This window comes from Crassaminicella thermophila (genome assembly GCF_008152325.1).
Classification (GTDB): Bacteria; Bacillota; Clostridia; order Peptostreptococcales; family Thermotaleaceae; genus Crassaminicella_A; species Crassaminicella_A thermophila.
The window spans coordinates 2904937-2921037 of sequence record NZ_CP042243.1 but is presented as its reverse complement, the minus strand read 5'-3'; the positions used below and the strand labels follow the sequence as shown (position 1 = coordinate 2921037).

Sequence of the window (16101 nt, the reverse complement as noted above, 5' to 3'; positions counted from 1 at the left end):
TGTATAAAATGGCTTTATTCATTATTTTAATTCTTCCTGGAATCAGTTCTTTTATTGGATGGATGATCGGAAAAAAGAGTGAAAAAAATAGAGATGTTTTCAATGTTATTATGACTAGTATTGAATTCTTGGTAGTTATACTCCTTTATAGAAGGATTTTGCAAGGACCTATTGAAATTTTCATACCAGATATTATGGGGATTGGATTGTATTTAAAACTAGATAGTTTCAGATATATCTTTGTCTTTATTACAACCTTTATATGGTCTTTGGCTACCATGTATTCTACTCAATATTTAATAAAGTATAAAAACAGGAATAGATATTATGCCTTCTTTATGCTTACCTTAACCAGTACAGTTGGGATATTTCTATCAGAAAATATTTTGAATTTATTTACTTTCTTTGAAATTATGTCCTTTACATCTTATGCTCTTATAATTCATGATGAGGACAAATATGCCCATGAAGCAGGAAAATCTTATATAGCGATGGCAATAGGTGCAGGATTAGTGCTTTTGATGGGGCTGTTTTTACTATATGACTATACAGCTACTTTGAATATAAGCCAAATAGCTGAAAAGATGAGAAGTCTAGGAAACATAAAATACTTAATCAGTGCATTAATTATGATCGGTTTTGGTGCAAAAGCAAGTATGTTTCCTTTACATGTATGGCTTCCAAAAGCTCATCCTGCAGCTCCTACTCCTGCAAGTGCTATTTTATCGGGGATACTTATAAAAACTGGCATCTTTGGGATTATCATTACAGTAGGAATTATGATGGAATGGGACTTAATTCTTTCTACTGTTTTTATTAATACTAGGATTTGCAAATATGTTTATAGGCGGCTTTTTAGCACTTCTTCAAAGAAATATCAAAAGGATTCTTGCGTACAGCAGTATGAGTCAGGCAGGATATATTTTATTGGGGGTTGGACTTACAGGTATATTAAAAGACCATAAAGCAGTAGCTATCTATGCAACTTTTTACCATATTATCAATCATGCAATCTTTAAGGTTTTGCTATTTATGGGTGCAGGAATTATTTATATGATTTTGCATGAATTAAGTATAAATGTTATTAGAGGTTTTGGAAAAAATAAACCCTTATTAAAAGTAGTGTTTTTTATAGGGCTTTTGGCAATTATTGGAATGCCTGGTTTTAATGGATTTATAAGTAAAACCCTTTTGCATGAAGCATTACTTGAAGCGAATAATATTGATTATAGTATGTGGTTGAGTATAGGGGAGATTGTTTTTACAATAAGTAGCGGTTTTACAGTAGCGTATTTACTAAAGATTTTTATAGCTGTGTTTATGGAGAAAAATGAAAAATATACAGGCCAATTTAAATCTCACGTGCGAAAAAGAGCAATATTTCCTATGGGAGTTTTAGGGGCAGCAATTGTTTATATAGGTCTAAATCCAGATATCTTAATGCCTATTCTTGAGAAATCTTTAGAAGTATTTGATGCCCATGGTACAGTAGAAAGTCATTTCTATACCAATCATAATATACAAACTTCTATTATTACTATTTTAATCGGTATATTTATATATTTAGGGTTTGTTCAATTGTATTTAAGGAAACATACAGATAAAGAATATTTTTATATCAATCCTTCTATCAAATGGCTAAATCTTGAAAGAGATGTATATGAACCTATTATTAGGATTACATTTGTATCTGTTTCGGAAATTTTTCATTTTATTGATAGGATTTTAGTCGATTCTGTATATTTATTAAGAGCTGGAATTAAGGCCCTTAGTGGAATGAAAATAAGGCATGAACGCTACAGAAAGAAGGGAACAAAAAATTCTATTGATGTAAAGCATTTTATTGATGATATCAGTTCAGAATTTCACAGCTTATCAGATGTTTTAAGGAAACTGTATAAGCATACAACGAGTCTGATGTCTGCCATATTTATTGTAGCTATTATTCTTGCAATTGTATTATTGGTATTGGTTTTTTAGGAGAAAAAGTCCGTAGAAAAAAACACACATGTAAACTTAATTTACACATATTCGACATTTTCTTACATCTAGAAAAAAACAAAGATGTAGCAGAAGAGAAATAAAAATGCTTACTTTGTTTACAAAAATAAAATAGTATAAGTTTTTGTTGTATAAAAAAACTTTTAAGATTATTGGTTATTCAGAAGCTGATGGTCTTGTTTTGACTAAGGTTTAGAAAAATTTAATAATAGTATTAAAAACTTGGTATAAAATTTGCGTAACTTATTTCCATAAAAATAAAATGAAATTTAGGAGGCTTTTATGGAAAAAATTTGCGTAATTGGTGCTGGAACAATGGGATCAGGGATTGTACAAACTTTTGCTCAACAAGGATACCAAGTAATATTAAAAGATATTGAAGAAAGATTTTTAGAAAGAGGAATTGGATTAATCACAAAAAATTTAGATAGAAGCGTTAAAAATGGAAAAAAATTACTGAAGAACAGAAAAAAGAGATTTTAGGAAGAATTACAAGTACGACAGATATAAACGATATAAAAGATGTAGAGCTTGTAGTAGAAGCTGCCATAGAAGATATGGAAAAAAAGAAAAAAATATTTGAAGAATTAGATAGTGTTTGTAAAGAAGAAACTATTTTGGCTACCAATACATCTTCTCTTTCTATAACGGAAATAGCAAGTGCTACTAACAGACCAGAAAAGGTGATTGGTATGCATTTCTTTAATCCAGTTCCTGTTATGAAGTTAGTAGAAGTAATAAAAGGAATTGCTACATCTGAAGAAACGAAAAACACCATCTTAGAAATCATCAAAAATATTCAAAAAACTCCTGTAGAAGTAGAAGAAGCTCCAGGCTTTGTAGTGAATCGCATTCTTATACCTATGATCAATGAAGCTATTGGAATTTTAGCTGATGGCGTTGCTAGTCCTCAAGATATTGATGCAGCTATGAAATTAGGTGCAAATCATCCGATAGGACCTTTAGCTTTGGCAGACTTAATAGGAAATGATGTGAATTTAGCCATAATGGAAGTGCTTTATAAAGAATTTGGTGATCCTAAATATAGACCTCATCCACTACTACGAAAAATGGTTAGAGGAAATCTTCTTGGTAGAAAGACTGGAAAAGGTTTCTATGATTATTCAAAATAAAAGAAAAAAATCTCTTGATTTACCTATCAAGAGATTTTTTTCTTTAAAATGACTTATGATATAATTTCAATAAGTTTATATAAATAAGAAATATTAATACTTGAAAAAGAAAATATAAAAGATTCTTCAGTATCTTACTTTTAAAGGGGTGTTACTATGAGTATAGATGAATACTTTTGTTCTGATAAAGAGATTAACAAAGAATCATACAGCGATAAAATGTATATTGAAATATTAAATACAATTCTAGATACAGTAAATGAATGGGTTATAGTTGTTGATGAAAATGGTATTATTATTATGATGAGTAAAGCATATAAAGAGTTTTTAAATATTTCAAATCCTGAAGGGAAACATGTAACTGAAGTGGTTGAAAATACACGGCTTCATGTAGTACTTAAGACAGGAGTAATGGAAGTAGGCGAAATTCAACAAATAAGAAATCAAAGAATGATATCTATGCGGGTTCCAATTAAGAAAGATGGAAAGGTAATTGGAGCAGTCGGAAAGGTAATGTTTAAAGATGTAAGAGATTTAAAATTGCTGAGCAAAAAAATTAGTAATCTTGAAAAAGAATTAGCATATTATAAAAGTGAATTGAGCAAGGATCGAACTGCTAAGTATTCTTTTCAGGATTTGATTGGCAATAGTCCGAGTATGAGAGCCATAAAAAATATAGCAATAAGAGTGGCAAAAACAAGTTCTAATGTGCTTATTACAGGAGAAAGCGGAACAGGGAAGGAGCTTTTTGCCCATGCTATCCACAATGCGAGTAATAGATACTTAGGACCATTTGTAAAAATAAATTGTGCAGCTATACCAGGAGAACTTTTGGAATCGGAATTATTTGGATATGAGGAAGGAGCCTTTACAGGAGCAAGAAAAGGGGGAAAAGAAGGGAAATTTGAACTTGCAAATGGAGGCACTATTTTACTTGATGAGATCGGAGATATGCCCCTTAGCATGCAGGCAAAACTTTTAAGAGTTCTTCAAGAAAAAGAGGTAGAAAGATTAGGTGGAAATGTGATTCGAAAAGTAGATGTTAGAATTATTGCAGCTACTAATAAAGATTTAGAAGAACTTGTAAGAAAAGGAGAGTTTAGAGAAGATTTCTTTTATAGACTAAATGTCATGTCTATGAAGCTACCTCCGCTAAGAGAAAGAAAAGAAGATATTGAAACCCTTGCAGAGGAATTAAGAATAAAGATATCTAATAGATTAGGTGTATATGTTGAAGGAATATCTCAAGATGCTATTGAATATTTAAAAAAATATCATTGGCCCGGAAATATTAGAGAGCTTGAAAATGTAATAGAAAGGGCAATTAATCTCCTAGATTCTGATTTAATAATAAAGCCAAAGCATTTACCTAAAAGATTAACAAAGGACAAAGGAAAAATTTATCGAAGAGAAAATAAGTCTTTAAAGGATATGGTGGAAGAATTGGAGAAAGAAATTATTTTAGAATGCTTAAAAGAAAATAAAGGGAATAAAAATAGAACAGCGAAGGAACTTGGAATTAGTAGACTAGGATTGTACAAAAAAATTGAAAGATATGGATTAGAAATTGACAAATAAAAGCCTCAGTTGAGGCTTTTATTTTATATTCTTTCTCTGGCTTCATAATGGGTATGCAAAAGCTCATGTGATTTTTCTCCATAAGGTTTGCCTAGGTATTCTTCGTATAATTTTAATATTTCTGGATTTTCATGAGATTTCCTTAGGGTTTTGCTTCTATCTTCCTGATAAATGGCTTGTTGACGCTTTTTAACAACTTCTTCATTTCCATGATGATAAGGTTGTCCTCCTCCACCGATACATCCTCCTGGACATGCCATAATTTCAATAGCATGATAGGTTGATTTTCCATCCCTAATATCTTCAAGAAGTTTCCGTGCATTTCCAAGTCCATTGGCAATGCCTATTTTTATATCCATATCCTTAATTTTAACAGTTCCTTCACGAATGCCAGCCATACCTCTTAGCTGATTAAACTCCACATTCTTTAGTTCTTCTCCTGTAAGCCATTCATAAGCAGTACGAATAGCAGCTTCTATAACGCCACCTGTTGTACCAAAAATAACAGAAGCACCTGTACTTTCACCAAGAGGATGATCAAAATCACTATCAGGAAGATTTTTAAAATCGATTCCTGCTTCTTTTAGCATGGTAGCAAATTCACGGGTTGTTACAACAATATCTACATTGTTTGTATGGTCTTTTGTAAGTTCTGGACGTGCTGCTTCTGCTTTTTTTGCAATACATGGCATAACGGATACAACTACAATTTTATTTGGATCAAGTCCCATCTTTTTTGCATAATAGGTTTTTGTAATGGTACCTAGCATAATATGGGGAGATTTGCAGGTAGAAGGAACATCTAACAACTCTGGGAATTGATGTTCAATAAATTTTACCCATGCAGGGCAGCAGCTTGTAAGCATTGGAAGCTTTCCACCATTTTCAATACGATGAATCAATTCGGATGCTTCTTCCATTATTGTTAAATCAGCAGCAAAATCCGTATCAAAAACGGCATCAAATCCCATGCGTTTTAGGGCTGTTGCTAATTTTCCTGTGACAATTGTTCCAGGTTCCATGCCGAAAAGTTCTCCTAGGGCAACACGAATAGCAGGAGCTACTTGTACTACAACATGCTTATCTGGATCACTAAGAGCTTCCCATACTTTATGGGTATGATTAATCTCTGTTAATGCAGCTGTAGGACATACTGCTACGCATTGGCCGCAATAGGTACAGGAAGAATCCTTCATAGGAATATTAAAGGCTGGACCCACAATGGTTTTGAATCCACGACCAATAGCAGAAAGGATACCACAGGTTTGAACCTCATTACACATGGTTTCGCAGCGTCTGCACATAATGCATTTATTTGGATCCTTTACAATAGCTTCACTTGATAAATCCTTTTCATAATTCATTTTTTCTCCTTGCCATTTAATATCTCGTACTCCAAGTTCTTTTGCTAATGATTGAAGTTCACATTCTAAATTTTTTGGGCAGGTAAAGCATTCATTGGGATGATTTGATAAAAGCAACTCTACTGCCATTCTGCGAGCATTAATGGCACGAAGAGAATCTGTTCGAATAATCATGCCGTCAGTAGCTTGAGTGACACAGGCAGGAACTAAAGAATTTCGCCCCTTTAATTCAACTGTACATACCCGACATGAGGCAGTTTTATTTACAAGTTTTAAATCATGTAAATCAAGATGACAAAGAGTAGGAATTCTTATACCTGCTTTATGAGCAGCTTCCAATATGGTTATTCCTTCTGGAACCTGCATCTTTTGATCATTGATTGTTATATTTATCATATTATTCTCTGACATATTCTCACCTCACTATGGTTTGATCACTGCGTTGAATTTACATGCTTCAAAACATGCACCACATTTTATGCACCGACTTTGATCAATAATGTGTGTTTTTTTAACTTCTCCACTAATACATTCTACGGGGCATACTCTAGCACATGCTGTGCATCCAACACATTTATCCGGATCAATGCTGTATTTTGCAAGATCTTTGCATTCTCCTGTAGGACAATGCTTATCTTGAACATGAGCTAAATATTCATCCCAAAAATATTTCATTGTACTTAATACTGGATTTGGTGCAGTTTGCCCCAAACCACATAAAGAACCATCTTTCACCATGTGTGCTAATTTTTTTAAGTCATCAAGATCTTCCATTGTTGCTTTGCCACTAGTAATTTTTTCAAGCATTTCATGAAGTCGCTTTGTACCAACACGACACGGTGTACATCTGCCACAGGATTCATCCATCGTAAATTCAAGATAAAATTTGGCGATATTCACCATACAATTGGTTTCATCCATCACAATCATACCGCCAGAGCCCATCATAGATCCGATTTTTGTAAGGCTTTCATAATCAATAGGAGTATCAAGATCTTTTTCAGTAATGACGCCTCCAGATGGCCCTCCTGTTTGTACAGCTTTAAACTTATGATTGTTGTGTATACCGCCGCCTATATCGTATATGATTTCACGAAGGGTTGTCCCCATAGGAACTTCAACTAGACCGACATTGTTTACTTTACCTGCAAGGGCAAAAACTTTTGTTCCTTTACTTTTTTCGGTACCTATAGAGGAAAACCAATCAGCTCCTTTTAGAATAATTGGAGGGATATTTGCGAAGGTTTCAACGTTGTTTACACAAGTAGGTCTATCCCAATAGCCTTTTTCTGCAGGATATGGAGGCTTGTTGTTAGGTTCTCCACGTTTTCCTTCAACAGAATTGATTAAGGCTGTTTCTTCTCCACATACAAAAGCACCAGCACCATATTTTAATTTGATATCAAAATAAAAGTTTGTTCCAAATATATTTTTTCCTAAAAGACCAAGCTCTCTAGCTTGATTAATAGCAATTGTAAGCCTTTCTATTGCAAGTGGATATTCTGCACGAATATAGATAATTCCCTCTTTTGCACCAATAGCATATCCTCCTATTGTCATAGCTTCAATAACACTATGAGGATCTCCCTCTAGGATGCTTCTATCCATAAAAGCTCCAGGATCTCCTTCGTCTGCGTTACAAATAATATATTTTGTATTTCCTTCTGATTTTCTTGTAAATTCCCATTTAAGACCTGTAGGGAAGCCACCGCCTCCACGGCCCCGAAGTCCAGAACTTTTAACTACTTCGATAACTTCATCAGGAGTCATGGAAGTAAGGACTTTACCAAGAGCCTCATAGCCATTAAAAGCGATATATTCATAAATATCCTCTGGATTAATTAATCCGCAATTTCTTAGAGCAATACGAAGTTGTTTTTTATAAAAAGGCATATTTTTATGTTGTTCTATTTTTTCTTCTTTTTGAGGTTCTTTATATAAAAGTCTTTCTACTTTTCTACCTTTAATAATATGTTCATTAACAATTTCTTCAACATCTTCTGGTCGAACTCTTACGTAGAAGATATTATCTGGTTCGATTTTTACAATAGGTCCTTGTTCACAGAATCCAAAACAACCAGTTTTAATGATTTGTACTTCTTTTTTTCATATCCACGCTCTTTGATAATCTGATTGAAATTTTGGATGACCTTATCGCTATCACTAGCCATACAGCCTGTACCGCCACAGACCATTATATTCATCCTAAACGTATGCATATTTTCCCTCCTCTAAAAACATTAGATTCTGTCAAATGAAGTATCGATAATAGATTCTTTTAAAGGTTCTTTACCCTTTATATGTTTTTGTACAATTTCACGAGCCTTTTTTGTATCGACTTTTCCATAAAGAATAGGTTTTTCTCCAGGGATATTTACTTGTACAATGGGTTCGCTATGGCAGTAACCAATACAACCTACTTGAATTACTTTTACATTATCAAGATTTTCTTTAGATACTTCATCTACAATTGCATTTAAGGTTTGGCGTGCTCCAGATGCAATTCCACAGGTTGCCATACCAACTAGTACCTCTATTTGATCTCCACCTTCTTCACCATGTTCTCTTAAATTGACTTTTTTAAGAGATTTTTCTCTGATTTTTTTTAATTCTTCTATTGATTTAATTTGCACATTTATACCTCCTATTTACGGTAAGTATTAAGGATTTCGTCTAAATCTTCTTCTTTTACCCGACCATATACTTTTTCATCTACCATAACTACGGGAGCAAGACCGCATGCGCCAATGCAGCGGATATCTTTTAAAGTAAAAAGTCCATCCTTTGTTGTTTCTCCAGATGCTATGTCTAGTTTTTCTTTTAATTTTTCAATGATTTTATCTGAACCTTTTACGAAGCAGGCAGTTCCCATGCATACACTGATGGTATGTTTTCCTTGGGGTGTGGTTGTAAAATAAGAATAAAAGCTTACAACGCCAAAAACCTCAGCACCAGGGATTCCAAGTTTTCTTGCTACAAAAAGCTGTACATTTCTTGGAAGATATCCAAACAGATCCTGTGCTTTGTGAAGGATTTCTATTAATGCACCTTTTGTTGACTTAAGGCTATCGATATATTTTTCTAATTCATCAAACTTTTCTTTTGGTAAATTCCCTTCCATAAAGTCACCTTCCCTTCTTGTTGTTTTGAAAGATATCACTGTATAATTTGCCCGAATTGAGAAGGCTTCATTCATTTAAGTAAGTTTTTTTCAAAAGTTATCAGGAATGAACGTGTCTTTATATTATTTTAGATGGTTGACTTTATATATGCATATTGGTAATATTACAATATAATTAAGATTATTCTGAAAAGTGCGAGGATATATGGAAAATGGGTAAAATAAGTGAAAGAAAAAGAATTAAAGAAATTATTTCTGTTTTTGTAAAACATGGTATAAAAAAAGGAAAAATGAATCCTGTAAACGCTAGACAAGCATTAGAAGAGTTAGGAACTACATTTGTGAAAATAGGGCAGATATTATCTACGCGTCCAGATATTTTGCCTAGTGAATACATTCAGGAGTTTGAAAAATTGCAAGATCGTGTTAAACCAGAAAAATATGAAGATATTAAAGCTATTGTAGAAAGAGAACTAGGAGATTCTATTGAGAATATATTTTTAAATTTTGAGAAATCTCCTATTGCATCTGCTTCTATGGCCCAAGTCCATTTAGCCTGTACAAAAAATAATGAACAAATTGTATTAAAAATTCAACGGCCCCATGTAAAGGAAACGATATTGAGTGACATTGCCATATTAAAAAGAATTACAAAGATTGGAAAATTTGTTCCTCAAAGAAATGTCATTGATTTTAAAGAAGTAGTAGAGGAAATAGGGGCTGTTATGGAGAAAGAATTAGATTTTTTAAATGAAGCAAAAAATATAGAAGAATTTTGTTCTTATAATAAAAAAATACCTTATATAATTTGTCCAAAAGTATATAATGAATATACTACTTCAAGTGTATTAGTGATGGAATATATAAAAGGTATAAAAATAAACAATATTAAGGAGTTAGAAGAAAAAGGATATGACCTAAAGGATTTAGGGAAAAAGCTCATTAATAATTATATTAAGCAAGTTTTTGAAGATGGTTTTTTTCATGCAGACCCTCATCCAGGGAATATATTAATTTGTGGTAAAAAGATTGCATATATTGATTTTGGGATGATGGGAGTTCTAGACAAAAGTATGAGAGAAAAGCTCAATGATTTTTTATATGCAGCAGCAACAAGAGATGTAGAGGCTTTAACACAAGCTGTTTTTAAAATAGGTATAAAAAAAGGAAAAGTACATATTAGAAACCTTCATTCTGATATTGAAGAGATTTATAACAAATATGTTTATGAGAGCTTGCATCATATAGATTTTCCACAGTTTTTAGATGAGTTGTTTCAGGTAAGCAAAAAAAATAACATTGCCATGCCTACAAACATGACTATGTTTTTAAAAGGAATTATGACCATAGAAGGGGTAGTGATAAAGCTTGATCCTGATATGAATATTATGGATGTTGTCATTCCTTATATAAAGGAACATATCCTTTTAAAAAGAAGCTATAAACAAGATATTATAGAGCAGTTAGACAATATTTATCAATTATCAAAATATGGTCTTAAAATACCTATTAAAACTTTAGAATTAGTAAATAGTGCTTTAGCAGGAAAATTAAAGGTACAGATTGAACATGTCAACTTAGAAGATGGGTTGCATCAGTTAAACAAAATGATAAATAGAATTGTTTTTGCATTAATTATTTCATCTATTATTGTTGGTTCATCTTTGGTTATTAATGCAAATGTAGGACCGAAGATTTATGGTATTCCATTTTTCGGACTTATAGGTTATTTAAGTGCAGCTATTATGGGAGGGTGGCTTTTAGTTTTAATACTTCGTAATGAAAAGATGTATTAGTGAAAGTTTCTTCACAATTTGTTGAACAATAAATTTATTTTACAAAATTTACATGCTTGTCATTTTACAATAAATATGATATATTAATATATGTTCCGCAAAACATGGATCTGCATGATTAATAAAACGAAAATGGAGAGATGTCCGAGTTGGCTAAGGGGCACGCCTGGAAAGCGTGTAAGGCCGAAAGGCCCCGCGGGTTCGAGTCCCGCTCTCTCCGCCATTGGAAAAGTTTATAAAGTTTGCTGTGCTAGATGGGGAGGTAGCGGTGCCCTGTAACCTGCAATCCGCTATAGCAGGATTGATGCCTATCGACGGTTTGTTGCTGTAGAGTCTGCCCTGTATAAGTGGCGATGATGATTGGGTCCTGCGCAACGAGAATCTGTGAACCCCGCCAGGTCTGGAAGGAAGCAACGGTAAGCAGACACTCTCGTGTGCCGCGGGGTAGCCTGACCTGAGTTAACTGTACAGGTTACGTCTGTAGTAACATATCAACGATAGGTGCACAGCTTTACATAAGATAAGTGACATGTAGTCTTTTCTACATGTTTTTTTATTATAAATTTGACAAAACTATTAGTATAACTTAGATATAGAAGGTAGGTGGATAAAATGTCATATGTTGCATTATATAGAAAGTGGAGACCAAAAGTTTTTGAAGATGTAGTAGGACAGCAACATATTACCCAAACATTGAAAAATCAAATAAAGAATGAGAATATTGCTCACGCTTATTTGTTTTGTGGGACAAGAGGAACAGGGAAAACCTCTACAGCAAAAATATTTGCTCGTGCTGTTAATTGTCTTAACCCAAAAGATTATGATCCTTGTAATGAATGTGAGATATGTACAGGGATACAGCATGAAAGTATTATGGATGTTATAGAGATAGATGCTGCTTCAAATAATGGAGTAGATGATATTCGAGAGCTTAGAGAAAATGTAAAATATCCACCTACAAAGGGAAGATACAAGGTTTATATTATTGATGAGGTACATATGCTATCTACAGGAGCATTTAATGCACTGCTTAAAACTCTTGAAGAACCACCTAGCTATGTTATATTTATTTTAGCTACTACGGAGCCTCATAAGATTCCTGCAACCATTCATTCTCGATGTCAGCGTTTTGATTTCAAACGAGTAAAGGAAGGGGATATTGTCAATAGAATGGCACATATATGTCATTCTATGAATATAGAAGTGCAAGAGGAAGCTCTAAAATTAATTGCTAGAAATGCTGACGGTGCAATGAGAGATGCTTTAAGTATACTAGATCAGTGCGTATCATTTGGAACAGGAAAAATTACTTATGATGATGTCATTAATATACTTGGAACGGTTAGCGATGAATTTATATTTAACTTGGTTGATTATATAACGGATGGAAATTCAAAAAATGCTATAGAATTGATTGAAGAATTGATATCATCTGGAAAAGACATTCAACAATTCATCAAAGATTTTATTGAGCATTATAGGAATTTGATGATGACAAAGGTATCAAATAAATTAGAAGGAATTATCAATCTTTCTAGAGAAAATATTGATAGACTGATTGATCAGGGAAAGAGATTAGAAATTAATGCAATTATACGTGCAATAAAAGAACTTTCTCAAACAGCAGCAGATGCAAAGTGGGCAACTCAGCCTAGGATTCTTTTAGAGGTTGCAGTTGTAAAGCTATCACAGCCTATGTTTGATCAATCTATTGAAGGATTAATTGAGAGGGTTTCAGCTTTAGAGAAAATTATTAGATCTGGAAAAATAAAAGTTGAAAATGTTGTAAATGAAGAAATAGCAAAAGATCAAAAAGATGTAGAACAAGAGAAAGAACTAGAAAATATACCAAAGAAGGAAAACCTAAAGCCTATAAACTTCGATGCATTAAAAAAAGGATGGGACCAGATTCTTAAAGTGATTAAGAAAAGGAAGATTTCTGTATATGCAGTACTAATGGAAGGTCAACTTGTAAAGGTAGAAAAAAATACTTTGATAGTAGCCTTTAAACATGGATTTGGTTTTCATAAAGAAGCAGCAGGAAAGAATCCATATAAAGAATTTATAGAAAGTGTTATTGCAGAAATGGTCGGACAAAAAGTCCAACTGCAATGTGTTATGGAGGATGAGCTAGATAATATACTTACAAAAGAAGATGAAGGTGCATCTGAGGAAGATATGGAAGTACAAAAAATTATTGAGTTGTTTGGAGAAGATATGGTTGAGATTTTAGAATAAATTTACTTTTGTAATGATTTTAGCTTCACATGGACAATATAGATGTATGAATATATGGAAGGTTTTAAAAGATAACATTGATGTGATATAATATATTGGAAATTTATTTAAGTGAAAATAAATGAATTGGAGGAGATTAAAATGGCAAAGGGTAGGGGAAAAATGCCAATGATGCCTGGCAATATGAATAATATGTTAAAGCAAGTGCAAAAGATGCAAAAGCAAATGGAGAAAATGCAGGCGGAATTAGAAGAAAAAGAAGTTGAAGCAAGTGCTGGTGGTGGTGCTGTGTCTGTAAAAGTAAACGGAAAAAAAGAATTATTAGATGTAAAGATTCAGCCAGAAGTTGTTGATCCAGATGATATAGAAATGCTTCAAGACTTAATCATTGCTGCTGTAAATGAAGCTATGAGAAAAGCAGAGGATATGATGAATGCAGAAATGGGAAAAATTACAGGGGGCATAAATGTTCCAGGTTTATTTTAGATAAAATGCCGGGCCTTAGGCTCGGCTCTTTCTATAAGAGAGGTGGTAAAAATGAATTATTATGCAGCACCTATTGCAAGGCTAATAGAAGAATTTTCAAAATTACCAGGGATAGGAAGAAAAACAGCTCAAAGATTAGCTTTTCATGTGCTAAATATGAAGGAAAATGACGTAGTGAATCTATCAGAGGCAATTATATATGCAAAGAAAAGCACAAAATACTGTTCAGAATGTGCCAATATAACGGATATAGATCCTTGTAGTATATGTAGAAATGAAAATAGAGATAAAAGCATTATCTGTGTTGTTGAAGATCCAAAAGATGTTATTGCAATGGAAAAAACGAAAGAATTTAAAGGAGTTTATCATGTTTTACATGGAGCTATATCCCCTATGGAAGGTATAGGACCTGGGGATATTCGAATCAAAGAGCTATTATTAAGGCTGCAAAAAAATGAAGTAACAGAAGTAATCCTTGCTACAAATCCAACCATAGAAGGAGAGGCTACATCCATGTATATTTCAAAATTAATAAAACCTTCTGGGATTAAAGTAACGAGAATTGCTCATGGGATTCCTGTAGGTGGAGATTTAGAATATGCTGATGAAGTAACCTTATCTAAGGCACTAGAAGGAAGAAGAGAATTATAATGTGACAGGGGACGGTTCCCTGTCACGAAAATATAAGGGGGATATATATGTATTGTAGAAAAATGATAGGTGATAAATGTTACTTATCACCAATTAATGTTAATGATTATGAAAAATATACTACATGGGTAAATGATATGGAAGTAGGAGTAGGAATGATATTTTCAGCAAGTCTGATTACCGCAACAAAGGAAAAGGAATTATTGGAAAGATTGGCACAATCAGAATTTAATTTTGCTATTATAGATAAAGAAAATGATAAATTAATAGGAAATGTAGGTTTTCCCAAAATAGATAAAATTAATCATGTAGGAGAAATGGGAATATTTATAGGAAATAAAAATTATTGGGGAAAAGGATACGGGGTTGAGGCTATTAAGTTAATACTTGATTTTGGATTTAATATTTTAAATTTACACAATATTAATTTGAAAGTTTTTGAATATAATAAACCTGCAATAAAATGCTACAAAAAAGCAGGCTTTAAGGAAGTAGGACGACTTAGGGAAGCCAAACAGATTGCAGGGAAAAGATATGACGAAATATACATGGATATATTAGCAAGTGAATATGAATCTGTTTATATAAAAGATTTAGTAGAAAAGAAAAATAAGCAAGGGAAGAGTATTAAAGAAGAGGTTTAGAAAAGAAAATTTTATGACAATATGATAAGGGATGGTTCCCCATCATGATATCCCCTAGTATATACGTATATATAATCCAGAATATGGATATGATATATACAAATATCAAATAGGGGGTAGCAATTATGAGTAGGGTAGGCAGTAACTCAAAGAGAAATGAAAAAAATACAAATAGCTTCTTTAATAAGATAAATACAATTTATGCACAGGTCGTAAATGGGGAAGATATTCGTTCGGAAGAAGACAAAATGATAGATACAATAAGATCAGCTCATGATGAGTGGAAAAATGCAGAGGCATTTTTTCAAAATGTAACAGATCCGGATTTAATCGATTATGCAATATATCGGGTAGAAGCTGCAAAAACAAGATATACCTATCTTATGAAAGTTGCAAGAGAAATGGGAATCAAAGCTAATATACAGTAAAATATCTTTAAGTTTTAAAGAACAGGCTAACTTGCAAAGTATAAGACCTGTTCTTTTTGTCATATTATTTGTACAAACACTATATAATTAACTAGAACAAAAGTTTTGAATATGGGGTGATATAGTGGGAATGGGGGTAGAATTAAATATTATTCTTGCTTATGCATTTGGGCTTATTTTGTTATATATAATCGGATATATATTATTAATACCTATAAAATGGATAATAAAATTTATTTATAATGGTATTGTAGGAGGGGTTATGCTACTTGTTATTAATTTTTTAGGAGGCTTTTTTGGCATCCATATAGCGATAAACCCTATTACTGCTTTATTAGCTGGTCTGTTAGGAGTTCCGGGAGTTGTTTTAATGTTGGTATTGCAGCGTTTGTTATAAAAGAAAAGTTAATGACTTTGATAACTTTTGTAAAAAATTTAAGTTTGTTTATTAATAGATTAATGTCCATAAATAAAATATTACATTTATGGATATTAATCTATTTTTTCATGTATACAAAGTATATTGACACAAATTATTGGTTCTGTTATACTAGGCAATAAGAACTGTATCAATGGTTCATATTTAATGCATACCATATATGTACAATCTGTTATAATGTATATATATCTATACTAGTACAGATATACAATTATACTGTTG

Annotated in this window: 12 protein-coding genes, 1 tRNA gene, 1 other RNA gene and 3 pseudogenes; 13 read left to right on the top strand and 4 right to left on the bottom strand. The window is 32.6% G+C overall.

Features of this window, described 5'->3' with window-relative positions; translation table 11 throughout:
- Positions 1-8: 8 nt before the first annotated feature.
- The 4 genes and pseudogenes from FQB35_RS16580 to FQB35_RS14725 all read left to right on the top strand — a co-directional run.
- Positions 9-800 (top strand): annotated as a pseudogene (locus FQB35_RS16580) (complex I subunit 5 family protein); the annotation flags it as partial.
- Between the two features lie 37 nt (positions 801-837).
- Complete coding sequence (locus FQB35_RS14735; protein WP_148810589.1) at positions 838-1980, top strand: proton-conducting transporter transmembrane domain-containing protein; 1143 nt, start codon at positions 838-840, stop codon at positions 1978-1980.
- 303 nt (positions 1981-2283) lie between these two features.
- Positions 2284-3134 (top strand): annotated as a pseudogene (locus FQB35_RS14730) (3-hydroxybutyryl-CoA dehydrogenase).
- Positions 3135-3290: 156 nt separating this feature from the next.
- Positions 3291-4712: a sigma-54 interaction domain-containing protein gene (locus tag FQB35_RS14725; RefSeq protein ID WP_231701820.1), complete on the top strand. Its 1422-nt coding sequence runs from the start codon at positions 3291-3293 to the stop codon at positions 4710-4712.
- Between the two features lie 23 nt (positions 4713-4735).
- Here FQB35_RS14725 and FQB35_RS14720 read toward each other — a convergent pair whose 3' ends face one another.
- The 4 genes and pseudogenes from FQB35_RS14720 to nuoE all read right to left on the bottom strand — a co-directional run bounded on the left by FQB35_RS14720 (position 4736) and on the right by nuoE (position 9197).
- A complete protein-coding gene (locus tag FQB35_RS14720) occupies positions 4736-6487 on the bottom strand; it encodes an NADH-dependent [FeFe] hydrogenase, group A6 (protein ID WP_231701819.1) in 1752 nt (583 codons plus the stop codon).
- A 12-nt stretch (positions 6488-6499) separates the two neighbouring features.
- Positions 6500-8295 (bottom strand): annotated as a pseudogene (locus tag FQB35_RS14715) (NADH-ubiquinone oxidoreductase-F iron-sulfur binding region domain-containing protein).
- A 21-nt stretch (positions 8296-8316) separates the two neighbouring features.
- Positions 8317-8709 carry a (2Fe-2S) ferredoxin domain-containing protein gene (locus FQB35_RS14710; protein ID WP_231701818.1) on the bottom strand — a complete coding sequence of 131 codons (393 nt, stop codon included), beginning with the start codon at positions 8707-8709 and terminating at the stop codon, positions 8317-8319.
- Positions 8710-8720: 11 nt separating this feature from the next.
- Positions 8721-9197, bottom strand: a complete 477-nt coding sequence (gene nuoE, locus FQB35_RS14705; RefSeq protein WP_148810588.1) for an NADH-quinone oxidoreductase subunit NuoE — start codon at positions 9195-9197, stop codon at positions 8721-8723.
- Between the two features lie 212 nt (positions 9198-9409).
- On the opposite strand from nuoE, the gene FQB35_RS14700 reads away from it, so the two are divergent.
- The 9 genes from FQB35_RS14700 (at position 9410) to FQB35_RS14660 (ending at position 15837) form a co-directional block, all read left to right on the top strand.
- Positions 9410-10993, top strand: a complete 1584-nt coding sequence (locus tag FQB35_RS14700) for an ABC1 kinase family protein (protein ID WP_148810587.1) — start codon at positions 9410-9412, stop codon at positions 10991-10993.
- Positions 10994-11127: 134 nt separating this feature from the next.
- Positions 11128-11216, top strand: a tRNA-Ser gene (locus FQB35_RS14695).
- 22 nt (positions 11217-11238) lie between these two features.
- Positions 11239-11502, top strand: an RNA gene (gene ffs / locus FQB35_RS14690) — signal recognition particle sRNA large type.
- Positions 11503-11605: 103 nt separating this feature from the next.
- On the top strand, positions 11606-13231 hold the full coding sequence (dnaX, locus tag FQB35_RS14685) for a DNA polymerase III subunit gamma/tau (RefSeq protein WP_148810586.1): 1626 nt from the start codon (positions 11606-11608) through the stop codon (positions 13229-13231).
- A gap of 141 nt (positions 13232-13372) precedes the next feature.
- The gene (locus tag FQB35_RS14680) at positions 13373-13717 is read left to right on the top strand and encodes a YbaB/EbfC family nucleoid-associated protein (protein WP_148810585.1); all 345 of its coding nucleotides are present in this window, start codon (positions 13373-13375) and stop codon (positions 13715-13717) included.
- Positions 13718-13768: 51 nt separating this feature from the next.
- Positions 13769-14368 (top strand): recombination mediator RecR, encoded by a 600-nt coding sequence (gene recR / locus FQB35_RS14675; RefSeq protein ID WP_148810584.1) that lies wholly within the window; start codon positions 13769-13771, stop codon positions 14366-14368.
- A gap of 47 nt (positions 14369-14415) precedes the next feature.
- The gene (locus tag FQB35_RS14670) at positions 14416-15012 is read left to right on the top strand and encodes a GNAT family N-acetyltransferase (protein ID WP_148810583.1); all 597 of its coding nucleotides are present in this window, start codon (positions 14416-14418) and stop codon (positions 15010-15012) included.
- A gap of 125 nt (positions 15013-15137) precedes the next feature.
- Entirely contained in the window at positions 15138-15440 is a 303-nt protein-coding gene (locus tag FQB35_RS14665; RefSeq protein WP_148810582.1) for a YaaL family protein, read from the top strand.
- A 130-nt stretch (positions 15441-15570) separates the two neighbouring features.
- Complete coding sequence (locus tag FQB35_RS14660; protein WP_148810874.1) at positions 15571-15837, top strand: pro-sigmaK processing inhibitor BofA family protein; 267 nt, start codon at positions 15571-15573, stop codon at positions 15835-15837.
- Positions 15838-16101: the final 264 nt, after the last annotated feature.